General features: G+C 65.4%; 27 protein-coding genes and 1 tRNA gene. 7 read left to right on the forward strand and 21 right to left on the reverse strand.

Going from position 1 to position 26569, the window contains the following annotated elements; all coding sequences use genetic code 11:
* Positions 1 to 4: 4 nt before the first annotated feature.
* From GVM20_RS12170 to GVM20_RS12185, 4 genes are all read right to left on the reverse strand, one after another.
* A complete protein-coding gene (locus tag GVM20_RS12170) occupies positions 5 to 967 on the reverse strand; it encodes an AAA family ATPase (protein WP_199799586.1) in 963 nt (320 codons plus the stop codon).
* Complete coding sequence (locus tag GVM20_RS12175; protein WP_166547467.1) at positions 967 to 2238, reverse strand: DUF4350 domain-containing protein; 1272 nt, start codon at positions 2236 to 2238, stop codon at positions 967 to 969. The genes GVM20_RS12170 and GVM20_RS12175 overlap by 1 nt, the downstream gene beginning before the upstream one ends.
* Complete coding sequence (locus GVM20_RS12180) at positions 2235 to 2951, reverse strand: hypothetical protein (protein WP_166547468.1); 717 nt, start codon at positions 2949 to 2951, stop codon at positions 2235 to 2237. The genes GVM20_RS12175 and GVM20_RS12180 overlap by 4 nt, the downstream gene beginning before the upstream one ends.
* A 72-nt stretch (positions 2952 to 3023) precedes the next feature.
* On the reverse strand, positions 3024 to 3917 hold the full coding sequence (locus GVM20_RS12185; protein WP_166547469.1) for a prephenate dehydratase: 894 nt from the start codon (positions 3915 to 3917) through the stop codon (positions 3024 to 3026).
* A 118-nt stretch (positions 3918 to 4035) separates the two neighbouring features.
* Here GVM20_RS12185 and GVM20_RS12190 point away from each other — a divergent pair, with 118 nt between their 5' ends.
* On the forward strand, positions 4036 to 4728 hold the full coding sequence (locus GVM20_RS12190; protein ID WP_166547470.1) for a c-type cytochrome: 693 nt from the start codon (positions 4036 to 4038) through the stop codon (positions 4726 to 4728).
* Between the two features lie 44 nt (positions 4729 to 4772).
* Here the strand turns inward: GVM20_RS12190 and GVM20_RS12195 are convergent, their stop codons facing one another.
* Positions 4773 to 5432, reverse strand: coding sequence for an RlmE family RNA methyltransferase (locus GVM20_RS12195; RefSeq protein WP_166547471.1), 660 nt, complete (start codon positions 5430 to 5432; stop codon positions 4773 to 4775).
* Entirely contained in the window at positions 5429 to 6664 is a 1236-nt protein-coding gene (locus tag GVM20_RS12200) for a Ppx/GppA phosphatase family protein (protein ID WP_166547472.1), read from the reverse strand. The genes GVM20_RS12195 and GVM20_RS12200 overlap by 4 nt, the downstream gene beginning before the upstream one ends.
* A 183-nt stretch (positions 6665 to 6847) precedes the next feature.
* On the opposite strand from GVM20_RS12200, the gene GVM20_RS12205 reads away from it, so the two are divergent.
* A tRNA-Gln gene (locus GVM20_RS12205) sits at positions 6848 to 6921 on the forward strand.
* Positions 6922 to 7034: 113 nt separating this feature from the next.
* Entirely contained in the window at positions 7035 to 7907 is an 873-nt protein-coding gene (locus tag GVM20_RS12210; protein ID WP_166547473.1) for an LOG family protein, read from the forward strand.
* Here GVM20_RS12210 and thiD read toward each other — a convergent pair.
* The 3 genes from thiD to glmM all read right to left on the reverse strand — a co-directional run bounded on the left by thiD (position 7904) and on the right by glmM (position 10553).
* Positions 7904 to 8725 (reverse strand): bifunctional hydroxymethylpyrimidine kinase/phosphomethylpyrimidine kinase, encoded by an 822-nt coding sequence (gene thiD, locus GVM20_RS12215; protein ID WP_166547474.1) that lies wholly within the window; start codon positions 8723 to 8725, stop codon positions 7904 to 7906. The genes GVM20_RS12210 and thiD overlap by 4 nt on opposite strands.
* A 253-nt stretch (positions 8726 to 8978) precedes the next feature.
* Positions 8979 to 9203, reverse strand: a complete 225-nt coding sequence (locus GVM20_RS12220) for a DUF1272 domain-containing protein (RefSeq protein ID WP_166547475.1) — start codon at positions 9201 to 9203, stop codon at positions 8979 to 8981.
* Positions 9204 to 9215: 12 nt separating this feature from the next.
* Entirely contained in the window at positions 9216 to 10553 is a 1338-nt protein-coding gene (gene glmM / locus GVM20_RS12225) for a phosphoglucosamine mutase (protein WP_166547476.1), read from the reverse strand.
* A 90-nt stretch (positions 10554 to 10643) separates the two neighbouring features.
* Between glmM and GVM20_RS12230 the strand changes: the two genes are divergently transcribed.
* Together GVM20_RS12230 and GVM20_RS12235 are read left to right on the forward strand one after the other, a co-directional pair.
* On the forward strand, positions 10644 to 11954 hold the full coding sequence (locus GVM20_RS12230; RefSeq protein WP_166547477.1) for a dicarboxylate/amino acid:cation symporter: 1311 nt from the start codon (positions 10644 to 10646) through the stop codon (positions 11952 to 11954).
* Between the two features lie 72 nt (positions 11955 to 12026).
* Positions 12027 to 12635: a superoxide dismutase gene (locus GVM20_RS12235; protein ID WP_166547478.1), complete on the forward strand. Its 609-nt coding sequence runs from the start codon at positions 12027 to 12029 to the stop codon at positions 12633 to 12635.
* Positions 12636 to 12792: 157 nt separating this feature from the next.
* Here GVM20_RS12235 and GVM20_RS12240 read toward each other — a convergent pair whose 3' ends face one another.
* Positions 12793 to 13431: a sigma-70 family RNA polymerase sigma factor gene (locus tag GVM20_RS12240; RefSeq protein ID WP_166547479.1), complete on the reverse strand. Its 639-nt coding sequence runs from the start codon at positions 13429 to 13431 to the stop codon at positions 12793 to 12795.
* Positions 13428 to 13646, reverse strand: coding sequence for a NepR family anti-sigma factor (locus GVM20_RS12245; protein ID WP_166547480.1), 219 nt, complete (start codon positions 13644 to 13646; stop codon positions 13428 to 13430). Before GVM20_RS12245 ends, GVM20_RS12240 begins: the two co-directional genes overlap by 4 nt.
* 130 nt (positions 13647 to 13776) lie before the next feature.
* Between GVM20_RS12245 and GVM20_RS12250 the strand changes: the two genes are divergently transcribed.
* Positions 13777 to 15645, forward strand: a complete 1869-nt coding sequence (locus GVM20_RS12250) for a CHASE domain-containing protein (protein WP_166547481.1) — start codon at positions 13777 to 13779, stop codon at positions 15643 to 15645.
* On the opposite strand, the gene GVM20_RS12255 is transcribed toward GVM20_RS12250, so the two are convergent.
* From GVM20_RS12255 to GVM20_RS12265, 3 genes are all read right to left on the reverse strand, one after another.
* Positions 15605 to 16393 (reverse strand): response regulator, encoded by a 789-nt coding sequence (locus tag GVM20_RS12255; protein WP_166547482.1) that lies wholly within the window; start codon positions 16391 to 16393, stop codon positions 15605 to 15607. The genes GVM20_RS12250 and GVM20_RS12255 overlap by 41 nt on opposite strands.
* Before the next feature lie 292 nt (positions 16394 to 16685).
* Entirely contained in the window at positions 16686 to 16979 is a 294-nt protein-coding gene (locus tag GVM20_RS12260) for a hypothetical protein (RefSeq protein ID WP_166547483.1), read from the reverse strand.
* A 33-nt stretch (positions 16980 to 17012) separates the two neighbouring features.
* Positions 17013 to 18218: an N-acetyltransferase gene (locus tag GVM20_RS12265; RefSeq protein WP_166547484.1), complete on the reverse strand. Its 1206-nt coding sequence runs from the start codon at positions 18216 to 18218 to the stop codon at positions 17013 to 17015.
* 115 nt (positions 18219 to 18333) lie between these two features.
* Between GVM20_RS12265 and GVM20_RS12270 the strand changes: the two genes are divergently transcribed.
* On the forward strand, positions 18334 to 19425 hold the full coding sequence (locus tag GVM20_RS12270; protein WP_166547485.1) for a fatty acid desaturase family protein: 1092 nt from the start codon (positions 18334 to 18336) through the stop codon (positions 19423 to 19425).
* A 152-nt stretch (positions 19426 to 19577) separates the two neighbouring features.
* Here the strand turns inward: GVM20_RS12270 and GVM20_RS12275 are convergent, their stop codons facing one another.
* The 7 genes from GVM20_RS12275 to GVM20_RS12305 all read right to left on the reverse strand — a co-directional run bounded on the left by GVM20_RS12275 (position 19578) and on the right by GVM20_RS12305 (position 26509).
* The gene (locus GVM20_RS12275; RefSeq protein ID WP_353653153.1) at positions 19578 to 20090 is read right to left on the reverse strand and encodes a GNAT family N-acetyltransferase; all 513 of its coding nucleotides are present in this window, start codon (positions 20088 to 20090) and stop codon (positions 19578 to 19580) included.
* Positions 20087 to 21190, reverse strand: a complete 1104-nt coding sequence (gene lptG / locus GVM20_RS12280; RefSeq protein WP_166547486.1) for an LPS export ABC transporter permease LptG — start codon at positions 21188 to 21190, stop codon at positions 20087 to 20089. The genes GVM20_RS12275 and lptG overlap by 4 nt, the downstream gene beginning before the upstream one ends.
* A gap of 6 nt (positions 21191 to 21196) precedes the next feature.
* Positions 21197 to 22429, reverse strand: a complete 1233-nt coding sequence (locus tag GVM20_RS12285; RefSeq protein WP_166547487.1) for an LptF/LptG family permease — start codon at positions 22427 to 22429, stop codon at positions 21197 to 21199.
* Between the two features lie 118 nt (positions 22430 to 22547).
* On the reverse strand, positions 22548 to 23054 hold the full coding sequence (locus GVM20_RS12290; protein WP_166547488.1) for a DUF427 domain-containing protein: 507 nt from the start codon (positions 23052 to 23054) through the stop codon (positions 22548 to 22550).
* A 10-nt stretch (positions 23055 to 23064) separates the two neighbouring features.
* The gene (clpS, locus tag GVM20_RS12295) at positions 23065 to 23436 is read right to left on the reverse strand and encodes an ATP-dependent Clp protease adapter ClpS (RefSeq protein ID WP_199799593.1); all 372 of its coding nucleotides are present in this window, start codon (positions 23434 to 23436) and stop codon (positions 23065 to 23067) included.
* A gap of 222 nt (positions 23437 to 23658) precedes the next feature.
* Positions 23659 to 24432: a phasin family protein gene (locus tag GVM20_RS12300; protein ID WP_166547489.1), complete on the reverse strand. Its 774-nt coding sequence runs from the start codon at positions 24430 to 24432 to the stop codon at positions 23659 to 23661.
* Positions 24433 to 24580: 148 nt separating this feature from the next.
* The gene (locus tag GVM20_RS12305; RefSeq protein ID WP_166547490.1) at positions 24581 to 26509 is read right to left on the reverse strand and encodes a PHA/PHB synthase family protein; all 1929 of its coding nucleotides are present in this window, start codon (positions 26507 to 26509) and stop codon (positions 24581 to 24583) included.
* Positions 26510 to 26569: the final 60 nt, after the last annotated feature.

Raw genomic sequence — 26569 nt, forward strand, 5'->3', positions numbered from 1 at the left:
CACCCTAGCGCGGGGCCTCGGTGCTTTCGACCAGTTCAGCGACCAGCGCTTCCATGTCGCGGCCCTCGATCTCGGCGGCGGGGCTGAGGGTCAGGCGGTGGCGCAGCACCGGCACGGCAAGCGCCTTGACGTCATCCGGGATCACATAGGCGCGGCCTTCCAGCGCGGCGCGGGCGCGGGCGGCACCGGCCAGCAGCACCGCGGCGCGGGGGGAAGCGCCCACGGTCAGCTCGGCATGGTCGCGGGTCGCGCGGATCAGGCGCACGACGTAGCGGGTGATATCCTCCGCGACAGTGACTTGCTCCAGCGCACTGCTCGCCGCGACAAGACCAGCGGCGTTGGTCACGGCGGTCACGCCCAGATCGGCCGGACGCTGCGGGCCAGAGCGCTGGCCATAGGTCGCCACGATCCGCGCTTCCTCATCCTCGGCCGGATAGGGCACCAGCAGCTTGAACAGGAAGCGGTCAAGCTGGGCTTCGGGCAGGGGATAGACGCCCTGGTTCTCAATCGGGTTCTGGGTCGCGACCACCATGAACCGGTCGGGCAAGCGGTGCGTCTCCCCGTCCAGCGTCACGCGGCGTTCCTGCATCGCTTCGAGCAGCGCGGCCTGCGTCTTGGGCGGGGTGCGGTTGATTTCGTCCCCCAGAAGCAGGTCGCAGAAAATCGGCCCGCGCGTCAGCGTGAACTGGCTGGTCTGGAAGTTGAACAGGTTCGACCCGAGAATATCGCCCGGCAGCAGATCGGGCGTGAACTGGATACGCCCGAAATCGAGGCCCAATGCGGTCGCAAAGCTTTGCGCTAGGAAGGTCTTGGCGGTTCCCGGCGGACCTTCGAGCAGCACGTGGCCTTCTGCCAGCAATGCGGTCAGCAGCATGTCAACCATGTCTTCCTGCCCGACGATCGCCTTGGCGATTTCGGCGCGGATGGCGCCTGCGAGGCTGCGGACGTCGTCGAGTGTCATGGTCATCATTGTCCCTGCGATAGCTTGGCGTTGAGGTCGTCGAGGCTTTGCGCGGCGGCCAGAATGTCGGCGGGTTTCGCCGCCGCCTCCAGTCGGGCGGCGCGGCGGGTGAAGGGTTCTTCCTGCGGCAGACGGCGGGCGAGCGCTTCGTCAATCGACTGCGGATCGGGCCGGACGAGGCCGAGCCGTTCGGCGAGCCGCCGGGCGGACAGGGCGGCATAGGGCGCACCCAGCAATCCGAACCGCCGCGCGCGCAGGATCAGGCCCGCGCCATTGGCGATGAGCTGGCGCTTGCCAAAGGCGATGTCGGGCCCGGCAGGCGCGGCCGGCGGGCCAAAGCGCTGGAACGCGCGCCAGCCGACGATCAGCAGCGCCACCAGCAGGCTCAGCGTCGCGGCAAGGAACGGCGGGCGGAAGGCGAGTGTCAGCAGGTTTTCCGACGCGCCAAAGCCGTTCAACGTCATGTCGAAGGTGACTTCGTAGATATCGGCATCATTCGCCAGCCAGTCCACCAGCGCCACGGCGGCTGCCGCACGGTTGGCGTCGGCAAGGCCGTAATTGTTCGCAAGGTCAGGCTCGACGAGGAAGACCACCGGATAGGCCGGGTTCTCATCGTCAATCCCCTCGCCCGGGTTGACCCAAAAGGCGAGCGTGCGGCCTTCGGCGTCGGCCAGCAGCACCTCGTGCGCGGCTTCGGGCACGGCATACATGGTGGCGGAGGTCGGCAGGCGTCCGGCAAGGTCCAGTCCGCTCCAACGGTCCCCGGCGGCGCTTTCGTCGTCCTCGGCCAGTTCGTGCGTGAACCGATAGGGTTTGGGCAAATCCTCGGGCCATTCGGTCGCTTCCGCGCCGTTGAGGATCACCCAGCCGCGCTTGAACTTGTCGCGCGCTTCGGAGGGGAGCTGGTCCGAGGGCGGCGTGGCGAACCATTTGGGCAGGATCACCAGCGTCGGGCCAAGGAAGGTGCGGTTTTCGAGGATTTCGGCGATTGCCTCGCCATCACCAAAGGCCGGAGGGGTGAGCACCAGCAGGCCGCTGGTCTCCAGCCCCTGCGGGCTGCGCGACCGAGCGACGTCATAATTCGCCGCCTCGACCAGCCGGACCAGCCCGGCATAGCCGTTCAATCCGTTGCTGGCGGCATGGGCCTGTCCCTGTCCGCGCGTTCCGCCGAAGTCCTCGCCCGCGCCGATCAGGTACAGCGCGGCGAGGAACAGCGCGAAGCCGCCCACCACCAGCGCCAGCACCCCGCCGCGCGAAAAGGCCGCGCCCGACCTCATACCGTCCGCCCCAACGGCGTCCCGCGCGGATCGATCCGGGCGAGCGCAAAGTCGGCATAGGCGGCGCGCGCAGCCTCCCAATCGCTGCGGTCGAGTTTGCGCAGCGCAAACAGCGAGCGTTCGACCCGCTCGGCAATCACGCCGAACGCCGTGCGCGCGGTGTCGGGCAGGGCGGGGAGCGCGGCGAGTTCGCGCGCGGTGCTTGACGGTTCGACCCAATCGGGCCGCGCCGCTGCGATCTGGCCCACGCTGCGCTGAAGCAGCAGGTGGGTCGCCGCATCGAACTGCCCTTCGGCAGCAAGCCGATCGGCATCTTCGAGCAGTGCAAGGCTCGCCGCCTGATCCGGTTGCCAGGTGTTATCGTTCCCCGCGTCCGAGGCCGCGGATTTGCCGCGGCGGAAAAAGCTCGGATCGATCAGGCGCACCAGCAGCACCAGCGCAAACAGCCCGACGAGCCCCAGCACCACCCATTGCAGCCACCACCAGGAATCGCCCAGCGCAGCCCCCGCCGGCGCCAGCCAATCGGCGAGCATTTCGCCAAGGGCGTTCAATTGGCGTTCCAGCCAGCTTGGCTCGGGCGGAGCGATGGGGGGGATTTCGACCGGGGCGAACTGGACATTGCCCTCGGCGTGCAGCGTGTCCCATCCGGCGGGAGGCGATCCGCCTGAATTGGCTAATGATTCGGAAGGGTTTGTAGCGGCCGCTGCGGTCATCCACCGACGGTGGTGGCACGCCATGTGCGCCCGCGCAACGGGAAACAGCGCGGCGGCCGCACTCGCCGCGCCTTATCCTCTGGCGCGGGCCTGTTCGTAGCTGCCCAGAATACGCAAGACCTTGGAATGAAACGCGCATTCTTCCAGCGCGCGGTCCACCGCCGGATCGCCCGGCGCGCCGATGATGTCGGCGTAGAAGGTGGTGGCGGCAAAGCTGGTGCCCTGCTGGTAGCTTTCCAGCTTGGTCATGTTGACCCCGTTGGTCGCAAACCCGCCCAGCGCCTTGTAGAGCGCGGCGGGGATGTTCTTCACCTCGAAGATGAAGGTGGTCATCACCGGCTTGCCTGCCAGCGCGCTCTGCGCCAGCGGCTGCTGCGCGAGGATCACGAAGCGGGTCATGTTGTCCGCGCTGTCCTCGACATTGTGTTCGATGATCTGCAGCCCGTAGAGCTCGGCGGCGAGCGCGGGGGCGATGGCGGCAACAGTGGGGTCGCCACGCTCGGCCACATAGGCCGCCGCGCCTGCGGTATCGGCGTGGCTCAGCGGCACAATCCCGCGCGCCCGCAGATAATGGCGCGACTGGCCAAGTGCTTGGGGGTGCGAATAAGCCGCCTCGAACGGCCCCGACCCCAGCGCCATCAGCGCATGGTGGATCGGCATGAAATATTCGCCGATAATGTGCAGCCCGCTTTCGGGCAGCAGAAAGTGGATATCGGCGACCCGCCCGTGCTGCGAATTCTCGATCGGGATGATTGCCTGCGCCGCCCGTCCGTCCTTCACCGCTTCCAGCGCGTCTTCGAAGCTGAAGCAGGGCAGCGGCTGCATATCGGGCCGCGCTTCGGTGGCGGCGCGGTGCGAATTGGCCCCCGGCGAGCCCTGAAACGCAATCGTGCGCGCAGGCTCTGCCAGAGCGGCTGCGCGCATCTGGTCGACGATGGCAAGGGCGGGGCCGGGAAAGGATCGCATGGTGCAAGCCGCCTAGAGGCGCAGGCGCGCAGGCACAAGCCTGCTTGCAAAAGGTGCAAGAATTCGTGCCACGATCAGTCTTGCGCGCCTCGGCTGGCGACACTATGAGCCGCCCGGGATGACACAGGATAACTCTTCGCAGGATAACGCGGCCAGCCAGACCGGCGGCGGCGATCTGTTCAACACTGCCGCAGGCTGGGTGCTGTTCGCGGGCGTCGTGGGCCTTGGGCTCGCGCAGCTTTCGAAAGGCTATTTCCATGGCGACAAGCCGGATCGGCCCGAGAAGCTCGGCTACGTGATCGAAGGCGCGGTCGAAGAAGGCGCTGGCCCGGCGGAAGCCTCGATTGCCGATGCGCTGAACGCCATGCCCGCTGCCGAACTGGTCGCCGCGGGTGAGAAGGCCTTCGCCAAGTGCCAGAGCTGCCACACCATCAATGCGGGCGGCGCCAATGGCATCGGCCCGAACCTGCACGGCACGATGGGCAAGGCCGTGGCCAGCCATGCCGGCTTTGCCTACAGCGCCGAGCTGAAGGCCGTGGGCGGCACATGGGACTGGGACAAGATGGACGCCTGGCTCAAGAACCCCAAGGGCATGGTCGCGGGCACCAAGATGAGCTTCGCCGGTCTGGGCAAGGTTGAAGACCGCGCCGCGATTGCAGCCTACCTCAATGCGCAGGGTTCGAACCTGCCGTTCCCGGCTGCTGCTGCACCTGCCGCCGCTGCCGAAGGTGAAGCCGCTGCCGCAGAGGGCGAGGCTGAAGCCGTCGCCACGGCCGAAGCCGGCACCGATCCGGCGGCTGCGACGGAATAAGCATCAAGGGCGGGCGGCATCAGGCCGCCCCCTCTCCCCTCACATCAGCCCTTGAACCCTTGGGCAATGACATACCATTCCGACGAGCCCTTGCGGCTCGCCGGGGGTTTGGCATGCTTGACCTGCGTGAAGTTCTTTTTCAGCAGGGCCAGTAGATCGCTGTCCGTGCCGCCCGCCAGCACCTTGGCGACGAAGGCCCCGCCCGGCGCGAGATTCTCGGCCGCGAACCACGCCGCCGCCTCGACCAGACCCATCGTGCGCAGGTGATCGGTCTGCTTGTGGCCGACGGTGTTGGCTGCCATGTCCGACAGCACCAGATCGGGCGGCCCGCCCAAGGCTTCGGCCAACTTGGCCGGGGCGTCATCAGCCATGAAATCCATCTGGAAAATCGTCACGCCCTCCAGCGGTTCGACCTCCAGAAGATCGATCCCCACCACTTCGGCCTTGGGAGATTTTGCGCGCACCACCTGCGACCAGCCGCCCGGCGCAATGCCGAGATCGACCACCCGCTTCGCGCCCTTGAGCAGGCCGAACTTTTCGTCGAGCTCGATCAGCTTGTAGGCCGCGCGGCTGCGATAGCCGTCGGCCTTCGCCTGCCTCACGTAAGGATCATTGAGCTGGCGTTCGAGCCAGCGCACCTGACTGGCGGTGCGGCCCTTCGCGGTTTTGACCCGCTTGCTCGGCGTCTTGTCACCGCGGCTCATTTTGCGTCCCGTCCATTGTTCTGGCCGCCGCGCAGCCTTTGTAGCGCTTTGAGCGATCGTTCCGATTGGCGCTCGGCCGCCATGATGCTGCGCAGGATTCCTTCGCGGATGCCCCGGTCGGCCACGCCCAGCCGCCGCGCGGGCCACAGGTCGAGAATCGCCTCAAGGATCGCGCAGCCTGCCACCACTAGATCGGCACGATCCTGCCCGATGCAGGGCAAGGTGGAGCGTTCATAGGGCGTCATCACCGATAGCCGTGCGCTGATCTCGCGCATCTCGCCAGATGGAACGATCAACCCGTCCACGGCCTTGCGGTCATAGCTCGGCAGTTCGAGATAGAGGCTGGCCAGCGTCGTCACCGTCCCGCTGGTGCCCAGCAGGCGGATGTCCTCATGCTGCGCGGCCCCCGCCACGCGGGAGGCGAAGGGGGCGAAGCTGTCGGCGACCATCTGCCGCATCTGCGCAAAGCGGGCAACGCGCGCGGCTTCGCTATCCTCGGCGCGGCCGACTGTGTCGGTGAGCGAGACCACGCCCCACGGCACGCTCTGCCAATCAAGGATGCGCGGCACCCGGCTCGCACCTTCGCCGACCGCTTCGACCAACACCAGCTCGGTCGATCCGCCGCCAATGTCGAAGATCACGGCGGGGCCGGTGCCCTCTTCCAGCAGGATGTGGCACCCCAGCACCGCCAGCCGGGCTTCTTCCTCGGCGCTGATGATGTCCAGCGCGATGCCGGTCTCACGCCGCACCCGTTCAATGAATTCGAGCCCGTTTTCAGCGCGGCGGCACGCCTCGGTCGCGACCGACCGGGCGAGGCGGACGTTGCGGCGTTGCAACTTGTCGGCGCAGATGTTGAGCGCACTCAAGGTGCGGTCCATCGCTGCATCGGAAAGGCGCCCGCTGGTGGCGAGGCCTTCGCCCAGCTTCACCACCCGGCTGAAGGCGTCGATCACCGTGAAATCGCGGCCCGAGGGGCGGGCGATCAGCAAGCGGCAATTGTTGGTGCCAAGGTCCAATGCGGCATAGGCCTCACCGTGACTGGCGGGCTTCATCGCACCAATATCGGCCAAGTCAGGCTTGGGCCGGTCTGCGCCATTGCCTTTGGCACGGCCATTGGCTCTGGCATCGGGCTGAGGGGGGCGCTTGTAGCGGAAATCGACTACCTTGCCGGACTTGCCGCCCCGGTTTTTCCCAGCACTTCTATTCCTGTCCGGCGGGAGAGTTTCCGCCATGATCACATTACTTTCATATCACCATGCGCGCGGTGTGGGGCGCATGGCACTTGGGGCCAAGCTAACCCAAGCGCCGCGCAAGAGCAAGCAATGCAGGCGCAACGCGTGCTTGACCTTGCGCCGCTGCGAAACTAGGGAGCGCCTTCGTCGACGCCGCCGGACTTTGCCGGTGGGGAAGGCCAATGCCCCGTCCTCTAATGGTAAGAGAGCGGACTCTGACTCCGTCAATCAAGGTTCGAATCCTTGCGGGGCATCCAGCCATTTATCGTCCGAATGTTTCATGGCGAAGCAACGCTCTGACGCACGTCAGAAACAATCGAGCAAACCAAGCCTATTGCGGGTCTGACCACCCCCTACTAGGGGTTGAGCAATGACTGAAAAAGACCTGACCGACCGCAAGTTCTACCGTGCGGGCGAAGAGACCCGCTTCGCCGAGGGTGGCCCTGAGCGCACGCCGCAGACTGCGCATCCGGCCTATAAGCTCGCCTTCCGCGACACTGATTTCCTGCTGCGCGACGAGCTTCGCCCGGTGCGGTTCCAGCTGGAATTGCTCAAGCCTGAAATGCTGCTCGATGAAGCGCGGGTCGGCTCGACGCTGGTGATGTATGGCTCGGCGCGTATCCCTTCGCCTGCGCAGGCCGAGGCGCGGATTGCGGCGGCCAAGAATGGCGATGAGTATGACCAGAAGGTCGCTGCTCGCCTCGCCGAGAAGGCCAAGTACTACGATGAGGCCTATAAGCTGGCCCGCCTGGTGAGCGAGAAAGGCATCATCGAGAACGGGTTGCGCCAATTCGTCATTACCACCGGCGGTGGGCCTTCGATCATGGAGGCGGGGAACCGCGGCGCGTCTGACGCGGGCAGCGAATCGATCGGGCTCAACATCGTGCTGCCGCATGAGCAGGCGCCCAATCCCTATGTGACGCCCTATCTCAGCTTCCAGTTCCATTACTTCGCGCTGCGCAAGATGCACTTCCTGCTGCGCGCCCGCGCGGTGGCGGTGTTCCCGGGCGGATTCGGGACGTTTGATGAATTCTTCGAGCTCGTTACGCTGATCCAGACCGGCAAGATGAAGCCGATGCCGATCATCCTGTTCGGCAAGGAATTCTGGAACCGGGTGGTGAATTTCGAAGCGCTGGCCGAGGAAGGCGTGATCTCCAAGGCCGATCTCGACCTGTTCACCTGGGTGGAAACCGCTGAGGAGGCCTGGGCCTGCATCTGCGATTTCTACGAGATCAACAGCTAGGCGAGGCTGCGCACCGCCTGATGGCCGAGCGGGCCGTGGCCCGCGCCAAAGCCGGGGGCGGCCTCGATTGCGCGGATCACGAATTGCCGTGCCAGCCTGACCGCGTGTTCCAGCAGCTGTCCGTGGCCGAGCAGCGTCGCGATCGCCGAAGACAGGGTGCAGCCGGTGCCGTGGGTGTGCCTTGTGTCGATCCGCGCATGATCGAAAGAGACGATCCGCGCGCCCGCATCTCCGGCTGCGGGGAAATACAGTACGTCGCGGATGCGGTCCGTATCGCCATGCCCGCCCTTGGCCAGCACCGCCGTGCCGCACGCCTCGGCGAGTTCTTCGGCAGCATCGACCATGGCTTCGTGGGTGGTGAGCGGGCGGCCGACGAGGTGCGCGAGTTCGGGGAGGTTGGGGGTGATCAGCGCCGCGCGCGGGAACAGCAGCGCGCGCATCGCCGCGACCGCATCCGGCGCAATCAGCGCCGCGCCGCTGGTGGCGATCATAACCGGATCAAGCACGATGGGCGCTTCGACCCCCGCCAACGCCTCGGCCACGGCGGCGATCACGGCGGCATCATGCAGCATCCCGATCTTGATCGCATCCACGCCGATGTCGGTGATGCACGAGGCGATTTGCTGCGCCACCATCTCCGGCGCGAGCGGGACGATCCCCTGAACGCCGACCGTGTTCTGCGCCGTGATCGCGGTGATCGCCGTCATGGCATAGCCGCCGAGCATGGTGATGGTCTTGATATCCGCCTGAATGCCAGCGCCGCCTGATGAGTCGGAACCGGCGATGCTGAGGATGCGGGGGGGTGGGGCGGTGGTCATGCACCTGCCATAGCAAGTCTGCGCGCAGGATTGGATTGTTTTGCGGAGGTTGGGTGGAAACTTGCCAAACCCCCTCAATCGTCGCCCCGTGCTTGACACGGGGTTAGGCTGATCTTTCCTCCAGCGCGCCAAGGGTTAGCCAAGCCCCGTGTCAAGCACGGGGCGACGAACGGGAGAAGTGTCGAAAAAACTTCGCTCACCCAACCGCAGCTTTCCCCAAAGCCGCGCCAAGCAGATCCCCGCTGCGCCTGCCTCAGCCCTTGTACTTGCGCTCCGTGCTCGGCGGGTATTTCGCGTGGAGCGCCTTGGCGCGTGTCGGGCGGTCGACCAACTCGCCGCCGCAATTGGGGCAGCGGTCGTCCAAGTCCTCGGCGCATTCGGCGCAATAGGTGCACTCGAACGAGCAGATGAACGCACCGGGCGCCTCGGCGGGGAGGCCGATGCCGCACATTTCGCAATCGGGGCGCATTTCCAGCATCGCGCTGTCTCCTTAAACCGCCGCGTGCACGGCTTCGCAGATGGCGTCCACCACCTGTTCAACCTGCGCGCGGTCGTCACCTTCGGCCATCACGCGGATCACCGGCTCGGTGCCCGAGGGGCGGATCACCAGGCGGCCCTTGCCCGCCAGCGCGGCTTCCGCCTCGGCGATCACGGCCTGCACCTGCGGATTGTCGAGCGGCTTGCCGCCCTCATAGCGCACGTTCTTGAGCAATTGCGGCACTGGATCGAACACGTGGAGCACTTCACTGGCGGGCTTGCCGGAGCGCACCAGGCTCGCCAGCACCCGCAGCGCGGCGACCGTGCCGTCGCCGGTGGTGCCGTGGTCGAGCAGGATCATGTGGCCCGATTGCTCGCCGCCGACATTGAAGCCGCCCGCCTTCATCGCTTCGAGCACATAGCGGTCCCCCACTTTGGCGCGTTCGAGGGTGAGGCCCCGGCCCGCCAGATAGCGTTCGAGGCCGAGATTGCTCATCACCGTCGCCACGATCCCGCCGCCGCGCAGCAGCCCCTTGTCCTGCATTCGCCCGGCGATCAGCGCCATGATCTGGTCTCCATCGACCGCGCGGCCTTTCTCGTCGACCACGATCAGCCGGTCGGCATCGCCGTCCAGCGCAATGCCGATATCTGCGCCTTCCTCGACCACCTTGGCTTGCAGCGCGGCAATGGCGGTGGAGCCGACGCCGTCGTTGATGTTGATGCCGTTGGGGGTGACGCCCAGGGCGATAACCTCCGCCCCCAGCTCCCAGATCGCGGACGGGGCCACCTGATAGGCCGCGCCATTGGCGCAATCGACCACCACTTTCAGGCCATCGAAGCGGATATCGGACGCGACCGATTGTTTGACCGCGTGGATATAGCGTCCGCGCGCATCCTCGATCCGGCGCGCACGGCCGATACGTTCGGCAGGGGCGAGCGGGATGTCGGTTTCCATCAACCGCTCGATCTCGGTCTCGGCCTCGTCCGACAGCTTGAAGCCATCGGGGCCGAACAGCTTGATGCCATTATCGGCGAACAGGTTGTGGCTCGCGGAAATCATCACGCCCAGATCCGCGCGCATTTCCCGCGTCAGCAGCGCGATGGCCGGGGTGGGGAGGGGCCCGGTCATGATCACGTCGATCCCGACAGAGGTGAAGCCCGCCACCAGCGCGCTTTCCATCATATAGCCCGACAGCCGGGTGTCCTTGCCGATCACCACCCGGTGCCGGTGCCCGCCGCGCACGAAGTGGCGCCCCGCCGCCTGCCCGACCTTCATTGCGGTCGCCGCGGTCATTACGCCGGCATTGGTGCGGCCTCTGATCCCGTCCGTCCCGAACAGCTTGCGTGCCATGAAAGTCCCGTCCCCGCTTCAGCAAGATTGTCTCGCGCTTCTGGCGCGGTTATCGGCCAAAGGGAAGGGCGGGGCGCTCGTTTAAGGGATATGGCATTGCTCGAAAGTGAAAACGCGGCGCCCGGTTCAGGCGCGCAGGGGAAATTCGCGCTGGTTTCGATCCGCTTGCCGGTGGCCTTGACCTTTGCCGCACTGGTGGGCGGCCTGCTGGCGGGGATCGCCGGGGGAGCCATGGGCGCGCCGAACGCGCTGACCGATATCGCCGCGCTGATCGGCGGGCTGTGGCTGCGCGCCTTGCAGATGACGATCATCCCGCTGGTCGCGGCGCTGCTGGTGCTGGGGCTGGTGCAGATGATCATGGCCGCGCGGGTCGGCACGGTGGCCCGGCGGATGCTGGCGATCATGGTCGCGGTGCAGCTGGCGGGCGGGGCCTTCACCTCGATCGCCATGCCGGCGCTGCTGCGCGCCTTCCCGGTGCCTGAAGGCGCGGGCGCGTTTCTTGCCAAAACGCCGGAGAGCGTGGGCGAAGTCCCCGGCGTGCTCGACTTCATGGCCTCGCTCGTCTCGCCCAACATCATCGCCGCCGCGGCCGAGACCGCGATGCTGCCGCTGACGCTGTTCTTCGTGATGTTCGCGGTCGCCATCACCCGCCTGCCCGAAGATCAGGGCGAGCGGCTGCTGGGGTTCTTCCACGCGCTCGGCAATGTCATGCTGCTGATCATCGGCTGGGTGCTGGGAATCGCGCCCATCGGTGTGTTCGCGCTGGCATACGGTGTCGGCGTGCAGAGCGGGGGCGGGGCGTTCGCAGCACTGGGGCATTATGTGCTGACCGTTACCGCGATGGGAACCTTCATTCTGGCGCTCGCCTATGGCATCGCCATCGGGCTGGGGCGCACGGGCGCGCGCTTTGCTACCGCCGTGCTGCCAGCGCAGGCCGTGGCGCTTTCGACCCAAAGCTCGCTCGCCAGCCTGCCGGCCATGCTCGATTCGGCCGGACGGCTGAGCCTTCGCGCCTCGACCGCTGAATTCGTCCTGCCGCTCGCCGTCGTGATCTTCCGCGCCACCAGTGCCGCGATGAACCTCGCCGTGGTCTATTACATCGCCGCGCTGGCGGGTGTGGAGGTTTCGCCGACCGTGGCCGTGGCGGGCATCCTGATTGCCAGCGTCATCAGCCTGTCCGCTGTCAGCCTGCCCGGATCAATCAGCTTCGTCGTCTCGATCGGCCCGATTGCGCTGGCAATGGGCGTGCCGGTCGAGCCGCTCGCGCTGCTGGTGGCGGTCGAGATGCTGCCCGATCTGATGCGCACCCTGGGCAACGTCACCATGAATGTTGCTGTCACAAGCGCAGTTGACCGCGCTGCTGCCTCGTCCGAGACGCCAAAGGAGGCAGCGGCGACTTGAAGCTGCAACCCTTCGCCCACATCTGCGTTACCGATACAGACTGATTTCAACCCGGCCTTCTGGAGGACACCCATGGCTTTCGCACTTTCCCCGCTGCCCTATCCCGCTGACGCGCTCGACCCGGCGATTTCGGCCGAGACGCTTTCGTTCCACCACGGCAAGCATCACCAGACCTATGTCGACAAGATGAACGCCGCGATCGAAGGCACTGCGCACGCCGACAAGTCGCTCGAAGAAATCGTCGCCGCATCGCGCGGGAGCGACAAGGGCCTGTTCAACAACTCGGCCCAGACCTGGAACCACGCGTTCTACTGGCACTCGATGGCGCCGGCCACGACCGAACCTTCGGCCGAACTGGTTGCCGGGATCGAAGCGGCGTTCGGCTCGGTCGACGAGTTGAAGCAGAAGCTCAAGGATCGCGGCGTTGGCCACTTCGCGTCGGGCTGGGTGTGGCTGGCGGAAAAGGACGGCAAGCTCAGCATCGAGGAAACCCACGATGCCGATACGCTGGCTGACAGCGACTTCAACCCGCTGCTGGTGCTCGATGTGTGGGAGCATGCCTATTACCTCGATCACCAGAACAAGCGCCCGGCCTATCTGGACGCTGTGGTCGAGAACAAGCTCAACTGGGCCTTCGCCAGCGAAAACCTCGCGCGCGGCACGGTGTGGACTTACGCCTGATTTTCTCAGGTTTTGGAATGAAGGAAGGCCCGGGGTGGAAACGCCTCGGGCCTTTTTCTATAATTCGTCACCCCAGCGAAAGCTGGGGCCAAGGGCATCATTGTGCAGTGCTCGCCGCTCTAGGTCCCAGCTTTCGCTGGGATGACGGCTGAGGGGATCAGGGCCGCGAACTCACCCCGTTGCCCGCCGCGACTTCGTCCAACTCTTCAAGGATCGCGCTGTGCGCCACCGCGTCATCGCTGGCCCGGCGCGGGATGCTACCATTCGCCAGCATTTCGGTGAGCGCGGCGCGGGCACGGCCGACGCGGCTCTTGATCGTACCAACCGCGCAGCCGCAGATTTGCGCCGCTTCCTCGTAAGAAAACCCGCCTGCGCCGACGAGCAATAGCGCCTCGCGCCGCTCCGCCGGGAGCGTCAGCAACGCGCGGTGGAGGTCGGAGAGGTGGATCGGTTCTTCCTGCCCCGCAGGCGCGGTCAGGATACGTTCGGCCACGCCTTCGTCATACTCGCCGCGGAAGCGGTTGCGGCGCATGTCGGTGAGGTAGGCGTTGCGCAGGATCACGAAAGTCCATGCGCGCATCGAGGTGCCGGGTTCGAACCGGTCCTGCGCCGCCCATGCCTTCAACAGCGTTTCCTGCACCAGATCATCCGCGAGGTCAGGCCGACCGCACAGGCCCCGCGCAAAGGCGCGCAGGTGGGGGACAACGTCTGTCAGCTCACGCTTGAAACTGGCCTTGTCGATGGCCGAAAGGCTGCCGCCCGGCTGGCGTTCGTCGTTCGCTGGCCCATCGCTCATTGGCTGGTGTCCCGGCCATCGCGCGCTGCACCCTTCCCACGGGCCGGGTCCAATGCGTCGAGCCGGTCGAGCAGATCCTTGAAACTGTCGGGCAAAGCCTCTTCGACCACCGAATCATACAGCTGCTTCAGCCCGTCGGCCCATTCGGGCGGGCGCTGCTGGGCGCCGTCGTCGCCCCTGCCATTGCCGCCACCCTGATTGAAATTCGAGGCCATGATGCTGTGGTGTGTCCCTGATCCCGTAGTCCCGGCCCCACTGCGGAACCGATTTCGCCGCCCTGTTGGCCGACCATACCACGATGGCCGCCGCCTCGGCACGCTTGCGAGTTTGGACGATTCGGGAACGATGCGCTACCAGTTTGGTTCCGGCTGCGACCTCAGCGTCCCGCTTTGCGCCGCTGCTCGGACAGGATTGTACGCCATCGACCCGCTCGATCTCAGCCCGGAACTTGTTTCCGCCGTCCCGCCGCCGCCGACTTCGTCGGGCCGGGCGCGGCGCTGGCTGGTGCTCTATCCGCGCGCGATCCCCTTGGTGATTTTCCTCGCGCTCGCCGCGATCACCGCCCTCAGCGTCTTCGCGATCGAGAGCAACGCGCGCGCCCGCGAACGTGCGCTGATGCGCGAATATGCCCAAGGCGTGGCTGCCGCGCTCGACCGCAGCGGGAGCGGGTTTACGTCCTATCTCAGGGCAGGCGCCGCGCTGTTTTCCAGCCTTGAGGACGTCAGCCCCGAAACCTTCGACAATTTCGTGCGCGCGCTGAAGCTTAACACCGAATATTCGGGGGCCGAAGGCATCGGCTGGATCCCGGTGCTTGAAGCGCGCGACCTGCCCGCGTTCCTCGCTCAGACCCGCGCCAGCCAGCCGGCCTATCCCGATATCTTCCCCGCTCCCACCAGCCGCACCGGGCGGGTGGCGCCGGTGGCGATGTTTGCGCCTGCCGCGCCGCACAACCGCCGCGCGCTGGGCTATGACATGTATTCCGACCCCGCCCGTGCCGCCGCCATGGCCGAGGCCGAGCTGACCCTGCGGCCCGCCGCATCGGGCCGGATCGTGCTGGTGCAGGAGACCAGCGGCACCGCGCCAGCCTTTGCGATCTACATGCCGGTGTTCCGCATGAGCCGTCCGGGTGAGCGCGGGCTGGCGGGCTTCGTCTACACCCCCTTCCGCGCGCGCGAATTTCTCGATGCCGCGATTGACCGGCAGGGGCAGGGCCGCTTCGGGGTGCGGCTTTATGATGGCGAAGTCAGCACCGGGCACCTGCTGGTCGCCCAGTCGATCAGCGATGCGGCCAAGGAAACGGTCGAACAGGAAGTCACCATCGCCGACCGCAAGCTGATGCTGGTGATCGAAAGCGGCAATGCGCAGGTGCTCTCGCCCCTGTCGATGGTGACGCTGATCTTCGGGTTGGCGCTGGCGAGCCTGTTGATGCTGCTCGCGCGGTTGCTGACACAGCAAGCGTTCGAGGATCAGGCGCGGCTGGCGTTCTTTGAAGAACAGCATTCGATCAGGAATTCGCTGACCCGCGAACTCAATCACCGGGTCAAGAACACGCTGGCCAATGTGCTCTCGATCCTGTCGCTGACCCGCAGGCGCGCGAGCGGGCTGGATGATTTCGCCGACAGCCTCGAAGGCCGCATCCGCGCGCTGTCGGCCACGCATGACCTGCTTACTGTGACGGACTGGGGCACCACCCCGATCCGCGCGGTGATCGAGGCGGAATTGCAGCACTTCCGCAGCGCGCTCGACGATACGATCCTGCTCGAAGGGCCGGAGCTGGAGCTGGCGCCGAATGATGCGCTGTCCTTCGGCCTTGCGGTGCACGAACTGGCGACCAATGCGGCGAAGTATGGCGCGCTCAGCGTGCCCGGCGGACAGGTGACGATCCGTTGGCACCGCGGGGAAGATCAGAGCGGGGAAGCCGGCTGGGCCGAGGTCGAGTGGCAGGAAACCGGCGGGCCACCCGTCGCAACCGAGCGCCGCCGCGGGTTCGGCACCGAGCTGATCGAAAAGGTTGTCGCCCACGAATTGCGCCAGCCGGTGACGCTCGACTTTGCCCCCACCGGCGTGCGCTGCGTGCTGCGTGTGCCTGTGCGCCGTCCCGCCGACTTCCGCATTCGCGAGAAGGACGGGGAACGGCGGGAGGTCTGCATCGCGCGTCAGCGCGATCGCAAGATCACAAAGGCCGCGTGCTTCCGAAGAACAGCGCCTGACTGATCGCCGCGCGCACGGTGGCTTCCTGGAACGGCTTGGTGACCAGATAGGTCGGCTCGGGCCGGTCGCCGGTCAGCAGGCGTTCGGGATAGGCAGTGATGAAGATCACCGGCATCGACCCCGCCGAAAGGATATCGTCCACCGCATCCAGACCCGACGAGCCATCGGCCAGCTGGATATCGGCCAGCACCAGCCCCGGCATCGCCTCGCCCACCGCGGCGCGGGCCTGCGTGCGCGTCGCGGCGGTGCCGCTGACGGTGTGGCCCAGACTGGTCACGAGGTCTTCCAGCTGCATCGCGATCAGCGGCTCATCCTCGATGATGAGGACCGAGGTGGTCTGTTCGCGTTCAATATCGGCAATGGCCTGCGCGACCATCTCCGCCACTTCTTCGGGCGAGCGGTCGAGGATTGCGGCGGCTTCGGCCGTGGTGAAATCCTCCAGCGTGGTCAGCAGCAGCGCCTGACGCGCGGGCGGGGTGATCACGCCCAGCCGCGCCTGCGCCCCGGCCTCGTGCTCGCTGGCCGCCGTGCCGGTCGCTTCCGGGCCCGAGGCGCTAGCCCAGACCTTGCTGAACGCGCGGTAGAGCGGCACGCGCCCGCCTGCGAGGCTCGCCATCAGCGCCTCGTCAGCAAGCACGGCTTCGAGCATCTCGCGCACGAAGGCATCCCCGCTCGCCTGCGATCCCGTCAGCGCGCGGGCATAGCGGCGCAGGAAGGGCAAGTTGGCCGCGATCTGGCTTCCGAGAGACATGAGGCACCTTTCGCTTGGATGTGTTGGAGCAATCGATCAAGGCCCATAGCGGTTCCCCGCAGCGCCGTCGCGGTTATCCGGCAAGCCTCTGGAATATCGCAATTTGTGCCGGTTTTCCGTTACGGCAAAAAAATTTTGGCAGGTCCGGGAACCGGATTTCTGGACGATCATTATCCCATTGTCACCGCCGAGACCCCCCTCCCGTCCAAGCGGCTGGTGATACGATCCCGAAAGGCCTCCGTTGTTCTGCAACGGAGGCCTTTTTTCTGAGCGGCAAAGACCTAGGATCTGTTCAATTGGCTGGGACGCAGCGGTACTCGCGCGCATAGTTGACTCGCTTGAGACCAGCGATTGCCTTGAGGCATTCGTCATAATCGTCGGCATAGCCGAAAATTAGCCCTACGCGCTCCCACTCGTCCGCTGAATTCTTCATTTCGATCCAATGGTCAGATGATCGACCCACCGTTCCTTGCTCTACTTGGCTCACGAGCTGGTCGAACCCTGGAATTTCGAGGCCGTCCGAACCAGCAGGCTCGTTTGAGCAACCCGAAAGTGCCAGCACTGCTGCTATGGCGCCCCCTCTCATACTGACCTCTCTCAACAAGGACTTTGACAAGGCCTATCCCAACTTCCGCTCGTAGATCACATATTCGCGGTTGACCTTGCTCTTGATCGTGTCGGCGATCGCCAGCATCCCCTGATTGTCTTCCAGCACCCAGCCCAGCTCGCCGCGGGTCGATTCGAACTTGCCGATCGCTTCCAGGCGGATCGTCTCGATCATCATGAAGGCGAGCTGCCCGGCCATGCGGGTGTTGTGCAACTCCTTCAGCACCCCCATCAGCGGCACCCGCATCCCGGCCCCGCGCGGGTGGCGCAACCAGCGCAGCATGTGGATCCAGCCGAACGGGAACAGCTTGCCTTTGATCTTCGCCAGCGCGTCGTTCACATCGGGGAAGGTCAGCATGAAGGCGACTGGCCGCCCGTCGACCTCGACGATCACGTTCAATTCCTCATGGATGATCGCGCGCAGCTTCTTGCCGGCATAGGCAACTTCGGCCGGGGTGAAGGGGACAAAGCCCCAGTTGTCCGACCAGGCATCGTTGAGGATCGCCAGAATGGTCGCGACCTCTTCGTCCCAGCGGCTCTTGTCGACCCGGCGCAGATTGATCCGCGGGTTGCGCTGGCCGGCCTGGACGAGCCGGTCCACCAGCGGGCCGAAGCCGCGGGTGATGTCCAGATCATAGGTGTAGAGCGTTTTGGCGCGGGTGAAGCCCGCCGCCTCGATCCAGCCGGCATAATGCGCCGGGTGGTGGCCCATCAGTAGCATCGGGGCGTGATCCTGACCGCTGACCAGCAGGCCCGGCTCCTCCCAGATCGACAGCGAGATCGGGCCGAGCACGCGGGTCATCCCCCGCTCCGCCAGCCATGCCTCGGCAGTGGTCAGCAGCGCGCGGGCAACATCCTCGTCCTCGGCATCAAAATAGCCGAAGAAGCCGGTGCCGGGGCCAAACCCCTGCTCGGCCGGCATGGCGAGCGCGAGTTCGTCGATATGCGCCGCGATCCGCCCCACGGGCTTTCCGCGGCGGTGCGCGATAAACAATTGCACCCGCGCATGGCCAAAGAACGGGTTCTTGGCCGGATCGACCAGTTCGATCTGTTCGGAGCGGATCTGCGGGACGAAATGCTCCAGCCGATCCGAAAAAGCACGGCCGAGATCAACGAAAGCCGCCCGCCCGCGCTTGTCGCTGACCGGCACGATCTCTATCTCTGCCGTCTTGGCCGCCACATCCGTCACGCAACCATCCTCGTATTTGCTTTCAATCAAGGTGTCTGTGTCGCGCCCGGGCCATTCACGCAAGGCTATCGATCACTGTCACCAACAACCCGCGTTTGGCTCGGCCCCCGAATTGGGGTAGGGCGAGCCTCAGGATTTGCCGAAAATGACCATGCACCAGACCATCCACCCCCAGCCCGCGAAGGCCACCGCAAAGGCGACCAGAGCCCAGTTCATGGTCGAGGATGACAAGGCGATGCTGCGCGCCGCGCGCGACCTGACCAAGGGGTTGGGTGAGGCGAAGCCGGCGATTTACTGGACCGATATGCTGGTCTCGGCGGGCGTGGGCTATGCCGGGATTGCAGTGGCGATTGTGTCGGGCAGTCTCGGCGTGAAGATTGCCGCCGGTCTGGTGGCCGCACTGGCGCTCTACCGCGCGCTGATGTTCATTCACGAGCTGACGCACATCCACCGCGATGCGCTCCCCGGGTTTCGCACGGGGTGGAACCTCCTCGTCGGCATTCCGATGCTGACGCCGAGCTTCATGTATGAAGGCGTCCACACCATCCACCACAAGCGCACGCAATATGGCACGGTGGAAGACCCCGAATACCTGCCGCTCGCGCTGATGAAGCCGTGGAGCCTGCCGCTGTTCGTGCTTGTGGCGATGCTGTTGCCGGTGGCGCTGATCGTGCGTTTCGGGGTGCTCTATCCGCTGGGCCTGATCGTCCCGCCGCTGCGCACGTTCACGTGGGAGCGGTTCTCGTCGCTCTCGATCAACCCTGAGTTCCGCCGCAAGGCGCCCGAGGGCGATTTTGTGGGCCGGGTGCGCTGGCAGGAAGCGGGTGCGAGCCTGTGGGCTGTGGCGCTGATCGCTTCGGTGTTCGTGTTCGGCTGGCAGCCGCTCGCGACAGCGCTGGTGATCCTGTCGCTCGCTGCCGTGCTCAACCAGTTGCGCACGCTCGTCGCCCATCTGTGGGAGAACGAGGGCGAGGCGATGACAGTGACCGCGCAGTTTCTCGATAGCGTCAATGTGCCTCCGCCGGGGCTGGCCGCCGAGATCTGGGCGCCGGTGGGCCTGCGCTATCACGCGCTGCATCACCTGATGCCCTCGATGCCGTATCACGACCTGCCCGAAGCACACCGCCGGCTCGCGCGCGAATTGGGGACGGGTTCGACCTATGAAGGTGCCAACCATCCCGGGATGGCCGTGCTGGTGGCGCGGATCGCCAAGAGCACGATGGGAACGCGTTCCTGAATGAATCCCTCCCCGTCCCGAAGGGATGGGGAGGTGGCAGACGCCGCGGTCGGCTGACGGAGGGGTTTGGCCGTGTTGGCTTACCCCTCCGACCGCGCTGACGCGCGGCCACCTCCCCATTCGTTCCGAACGGGGAGGGACGAGTGAGGCAATCAATCCAGAAAACAGATCATCGCGCAGCGGCGGTCGGCGGGCAGGCCGTCGTCCACCTCGTTCGCGAGTTCCCCGGCGAGGCGCGGGTGGGCATCGATGGCGGTCAGCTCCTCGAAGCCGAGGCGCGCGTAGAACGGGCCGTTCCATGCCAGATCGCGGAACGTGGTCAGGGTCAGCGCTTTGAACCCGGTGTTGCGCGCGTCGATCATCGCAGCGCGCACCAGCCCGGCCCCGATGCCGCGCCGCTGGTACGCCGGGGCAACGTCCATTTCCCAGATGTGGAGTTCGCGGCTGAAGGGCTCGGCCACCAAGAAGCCCGCCATCGCCTCCCCGACATGGGCGACAAGGCTGTGGCCCTTGCGGATCAGGCGCGCAAAGTCAGCCGATGTGCGGGTGACAGTGGGGTCGATCCCCGGCTCCCCTGCAAAGACGACCGCCGCCGCGCGCTCGATCTCCGGCATCGCCTCGGCATCGCCCGCGCGCGCGAGCCGGAGCGACCACTGGCCCCTCACTCTTCGGTCCGGATCAGCACCGTCTCGCCCAGCAGCAGGAACAGCACGAACGGCGCCCAGGCGGCGAGCAGCGGCGGGTAGCCACCGAAGCTGCCCATCGCCAGCGCGGCATTGTCGACCACGAAATAGGCAAACCCCAGCGCCATCCCGATGATCGCGCGGACGAACAATTGCCCTGATCGTGCCAGCCCGAAGGCGGCAATCGAGCCCAATAGCGGCATCAACAGCGCCGACAGCGGGCCAGAGAGGCGATGCCACCACTTGGCGCGCATCTCGTCAGTGTTGCGGCCCGCGGCGGCATAGGTGTCGATGCTGTGCGACAGCTCCCAGAAACTCTGCGCGTCGGGATCGATCGATTGCAGCATGATCCGGTCAGGGGTGAGGGTCTGGCCCACCACGACGGCGGCCGGACGCTCGGTAATCGCCCCGGCGACGTCGAACTTCACCGGGTTTTCCAGCCGCCAGCCGGGGCTGGCATAGGTCGCGCGGGCGCTGCGGATCTGTTCGCGGATGATCCCGCCCGGCGCGCGGACGTACCACGTCACGCCGGTCAGCACGATGCTCTCTCCCGTCCCTGTCAGGGTCGCAGCGGTGAGGATATTGTCGCCATCGATGAGATAGACGCTGGATCGCACCCCGCCGGTCTGCGCGGGCGGGATCGGGCCGTATTCGGCGCTTTCCCACGCCTTCAGCGTCGCATTGGCGCGGGTGACGACCCGCTCGTTGAAGGCGAAGCTCCCCAGTGACACCAAGGCTGCGGTGAGCAGCAGGGGCGAGAGCACCTGATGCGCCGATAGCCCGGCCGCCTTCATCGCCACCACTTCGCTGTTCTGGTTCAGCGTCACCAGCGTGATCAGGGTCGCCAGCAGCACCGAATAGGGCAGGAAGCGGCTCACCAGCTGCGGCAGGCGCAGGCCCGCATATTGCAGGATTTCGGCCTGTCCGTTGCCCGGCGCGGCGAGGATCTTGCCGGTCGCCGACAGCAGGTCGAGCGCCAGCAGCACCAGCACCAGCATGACGAGCACCGCCAGGATGCGCACCACGAACATCTTCGCCAGATAGATCGTCAGCGTGCGCGAGGGGAAGAAGTCGAGCTGCATCGGCGCCTACTCTGCCGGAGCCGCTTGCGGTGCAGACCCCGCCGCACGCGGACGGCGGCGCGAGAACAGCTTTCTCACCCGCTTCGACAGCTTGGCAAAGGCCATCTCCAGCGCGCCGATGGCCTGTCCGCCGGGAACATAGGCGACGCGGTAATACATCCAGATGATGAGCCCCGCGAACAGCACGAAGGGCACCCAGAAGGCGAGGATCGGATCGAGCCGGCCAAGCGAGGCGACATCCTCGCCGTACTGGTTGATCTTGTGATAGGCGACCACCATCACGATCGACACGAACACCCCCAGCGCGCTGGTGGATCGCTTGGGCGGAATCGCCAGCGCCACCGCCAGGAGCGGCATCAGGAACATCATCACGATCTCGACCAGCCGGAAGTTGAAGCTGGCGACACTGGCGTCACGCTGATCGGGCGCGCTGTCGCGGCTCCAGCCCATCTTGAGCAGTTCGGGCAGGATATATTCGCGCGTCGCATCACCGCGCGCGCGAAATTTCTCGATTGCAGGCAGATCGATCGGCAGATCATGGCGGCTGAAACTCAGCACGCGCGGGGTCTGCCCCTGCATCCCGGTGTCCTGAATGATGGTGCCTTCCGTGAGGCGCAGGATGATCGTATCGGGATTGTCGCGGGTGGAGAGGAACGCCCCCTCGCGCGCGGAGATCGACAGCACTTGCCCCTTGGCATTGGCGACGCGGGCAAAGATGCCGATCAAGCGGCGGCCATCATCCTCGCTCTCCTCGATCCGCAGCGCCATGCGGTCGGCGATGGTGGTGAACTCGCCCACCTTGATCGAAGCCCCCAGCGCGCCGGAGCGCAGCTCGTACTCCATCTGCTCGTAGTAATAGCGGCTGATCGGCTGGATGTAGAACACCAGCGCAATGTTGAGCGCGACCATCACCAGCGTGATGAGATAGGGCATCCGGAGCAGGCGGTTATAGGAGAGCCCGACCGCGCGCATCGTATCAAGCTCGGAGGATGTCGCCAGCTTGCGGAACGCCAGCAACACGCCCAGCAGCAGGCCCAAGGGGATGGCAAGGCTCGCATATTCGGGGATCAGCGCGCCCAGCATCTTGAACACCACGCCCACCGGCCCGCCCTCGACCGCGACGAAATCGAACAATCGCAGCATCTTGTCGAGCGTCAGCAGCGATGCGGCAAGCGCAAACACGCCCAGCATCGGTACGATGACCAGCCGCAGGATATAGCGGTCTATGCTGGGGATCATGTTGAACAAGAGCGGCTTTCCGTCGTTTGCGTGCACGCCATAGCGATGCCGCGCCCCCGCGTCATGCCCCCAATTCTGGGAGAAGGTGGATGAGCGCCAGATTTACCAACAAACCGCTCTACCAGAAGCGACTGCCGGGTATGCCTTTGAACGGCCCCGCCTCGCGCGAGGTGATCCAGCCGCCATAAAAGCCTCCGGGCTGCGGGGTGATCTGTTCGCCGTCGATCAACACCGCATCGAACGGCGTCGCATAGAAGGCGATGTGATCCTTGATGTTGGCAAAGCCGGGCGTGGGGGCGGGGTAGCTCCACGCCGTGGCTGCGATGGTTTCGGTGCCGATCACCACATCCCAATAAACCGCCTGCCCTTTCCATTCGCAGATCGAACGGGCCGGGTTGGGCCGCAGGTGCGTCATCGCAATGTCGGATTGCGGGATATAGTAGGTCGGCGGGTGCGAGGTTTCGAGGGTCCGCCACGCCCCGCGCGTGTCGGCGATCACCACATCGCGATGAACGATGCGAATATGCCGCGATGTCGGTTCACAGATCGGGGGGCGGGGGTAATCCCACACGCTTTCCTGCCCCGGCAGCGGCGGATCGGGATCGGGATGGTGCGGCTGGCGCATGGCCGGCCGGTCAGGCTTTCTCAAGCGTGCATTGCAACGGGTGCTGGTTCTGGCGGGCGAAGTCCATCACCTGATTGACCTTGGTTTCGGCCACTTCGTAGGTGAAGATGCCGCAGACGCCCACGCCGCGCTGGTGGACGTGCAGCATGACGCGGGTGGCCTGTTCCAGATCCATCCCGAAGAAGCGCTTCAGCACGAGCACCACGAATTCCATCGGGGTATAATCGTCGTTGAGCATCAGCACCTTGTACTGGCTCGGCTTCTTGGCCTTGGCGCGGGTCTTGGTGGCGACGCCGACCTGATCCTTGCCGTCGCCGTCCTTGTCGCCATCCTCGTCATTCGCGCGCACGGGAAGGGCAAGCGGCGCGTGCGGCTCGACCATGGCGGCGAGGGGAAGGAAGGGCGGGTTCGGCATGAGCCTCCATTATGGGAAAGGCACGCGCGTGTGCAAGCGGTTGGTTGGATTCATTTGGGGTCGGCCATGCAGCCGCACGGAATTAAAAGGGCCGGCCAGACGCTGGTCTGGCCGGCCCGCGCTTTTCAGCGCTCTTTCGTGAACCGGGTTGGGAGAGAGGAGAGAGGCCCGGCTCAGAAACTTTTTGGCTTACGCAGCCTTCTTGATCTTTTCCGCGGCGACGCTGACGCGGTTCGAGATCGGGGCGAAAGCTTCGTTGTAGAGCTTCACCCAGGCTTCGGTGCGCTTCGAGCCGTAGGAAACCAGCGCGTCGAAGTTGCGACGGGCGATTTCACCCTGAAGCTGCAGCAGTTCGGTCGGCGACTTGACGGCGGCGACCTTCTTGGCATCTTCGGTGACGGTTTCGATCACGGTTTTGCCGGTTTCGACGTTGTCCTTGAGCAGTTCCTGCGCACCGGCGATGAAGATCTTGCCGCTTTCGACGACAGCTTCAACGTTCGCCTTGGTGAACTCGGTGGCTTCCGAAGCCAGCACGGTGGTCTGGGCGTAGGCGGTCTTGGCGCGGGTCTGAACGTCGGCGATGACGTCCTTGGCGGTCGCGGCGATATCGGTGTTCTTGGCAGTGGCCATGATGGTATCCTTGAGCTTGATGACGGGATTGGTCTTCGGCGCGGCGGGCTTGCTCGTCTTGACGGCAGCCTTCCTGGCCAGCACCGGCTTCTTGACCGGGGTCTTGGTGGCCGTCTTCTTGACGGTCTTGGCAGCGGCCTTCTTGACCGGGGTTGCCTTCTTGGCAGCCGGGGCCTTCTTGGGCGCAGCAATCTTCTTGGCGACCGGAGCGGCTTCAACCTTGGGCGCTTCGACGGACTTGGCCGATGCTTCGGCGTAAGCCTTCTCGGCGGCAGCGTCGATCTTGGCGACGGGAGCCTTTACTTCGGCAGCAGTGTTTTCAACTTCGGACATGGTAGCCTCGCTTCATGTTGCACTGCACAAAATAGTGAATGCAGATGCGAAGTCAAGCCTTTTTGTGCAGTGCACAAAAATGTCGGAATGTTTGCAGATTCAAAGACTTGCTGCCGGGGCAACGTCGACTTGCTGAGCAAGCCCTCGCCTACCGCGTCTTCACATAGCGCCCCGGCGCGTCCTCGATCACGGTATCGCCCTTGCCGCCGGGCACACGCTTGCCGTTGGCAGGAACACGCGCGTCGGACTGGCGGTGAAGCCATTCGAGCCAGTGCGGCCACCAGCTACCCGGATGCTCGGTTGCGCTCTCGACAAAGGCCTTGAGCGACGGCGCGGCGCTATCGCCGACCCAGTACTGGTACTTGCCCGCGGCGGGCGGATTGACCACGCCCGCGATATGACCGGAGCCTGCCAACAGGAACTCCATCGGCCCGGTGAAATGCCTGGTGATGCGCCACACGCTTTCGGCGGGCGCAATGTGATCCTCGCGGCCTGCCTGCACGAAGCTGGGGGTGGCGACCTTGGTGAGATCGATCGGCGTGCCATCCGCCCCCAACGCGTCCGGCACCACCAGCTTGTTGTCCCGGTAGAGATCGCGCAGGTAGGCGTTGTGCCATTTGGAGGGCAGATTGGTGACATCGCCGTTCCAGTGGAGCAGATCAAAGGCGGGGTAATCCTCGCCCATCATGTAGTTGTTGACCACATAGTTCCAGATGAGGTCACGCCCCCGCAGCGCGTTGAACGCGGCAGCGAGATAGCGCCCGTCGAGGTAACCATGCGGCGACAGCTGCCCGATCATTTCGAGCTGGCCATCGTCGATGAAATTCTTGAGATCGCCGCTCTTCTCGAAATCGACCTGCGCGGTGAAGAAGGTGGCGGACTTGACCTTGTCCGCCTCACCGCGGCGCGACAGGATCGCGAGCGTTGCCGCCAGTGTCGTCCCCGCGACGCAGTATCCGATGGTGTGGACAGCCGGCACATCGAGCCGCGCGCGGACATGGTCGATCGCTTCCATCTGGGCGCGGATGTAATCGTCCCACACCACATCGCCCATCGTTTCGTCCGCCGATTTCCAGCTGACCACGAACACGGTGATCCCCTGATCCACCGCCCACTTGATAAAGCTCTTCTTGGGCGTGAGATCGAGGATGTAGAAGCGATTGATCCACGGCGGGAAGATGATCAGCGGCACTTCGAGCACGGTCTCGGTCGTGGGACTGTACTGGATCAGCTGGAAAATCGGCGTTTCGTGGACGACCTTGCCCGGGGTTGCCGCGAGGTTCTCACCCAGCCGGAACGCATTGGGATCTGTATGGGTCAACTGCCCGCGCTTCAGGTCGTTGATGAGGTGCTGCATCCCGCGCACGAGGTTTGCCCCGCGGCTTTCAATCGTGCGCTTCATCACCACCGGATTGAGGGCGAGAAAATTGTCCGGGCTCATCGCTTCGGCGAGCGCGCTGACCGCGAATTCGAGCTGCTGGCGCTTGGCCCGGTCGAGCCCGTCCATGCCCTGCACCGCCTGCCGGAAATAGTCGGCCAGCATCAGATAGGTTTGGTGCAAGAGCAGAAAGGCGGGGTGCTCGCGCCACGCCGGATCGGCAAAGCGCCGGTCGCTCTTGGGCAGAGCGGCCGCTTCGGGGGTTTCAGCCATCTTCCCGCCAGTCGCGCCCGCAGCAAAGCTCTGCATCACGCCCGACCACAGCTGCATCTGATCCTGCGCCAGCTTGGCCGAGGCTTCGAACATCCCCTTGGGCATCTGGCCGAGCATCGCCTGCGACATCACCAGCCACTGCGCCGGGTCCAGCATGTTGCTGCCGCCCATGCTCCCTTTGACGGCTTTCTCGGCGGCGGCCTGTGTCTGATGCGCCGCGAAATCGAACCACAGCTGCTGAAGCTGCGTCGCGGTGGAGGCCCATTCGGCCAGCTCGGCAGGGTCCATGCCCCCCTTCATGCCAGCGCCGAGCAGCGAATCGAACCCATTGGCGCCCAGCATCTCGCGCATGGCGTCGCCTTGCATATCGAAGAAGCCTTTCAGCCCCTCGCCTGCCGTCGCCATCAGGTCGGTATCCTGTGCCATCGCGTCAAATTGTCCCTTGTCTGTCGCACCGTCATACCAGTGTCGCCCATCCGGCCAAGC

The sequence above is a fragment of the Porphyrobacter sp. SLTP genome (assembly GCF_009905735.1).
In the GTDB taxonomy this organism is placed as follows: Bacteria; Pseudomonadota; Alphaproteobacteria; order Sphingomonadales; family Sphingomonadaceae; genus Erythrobacter.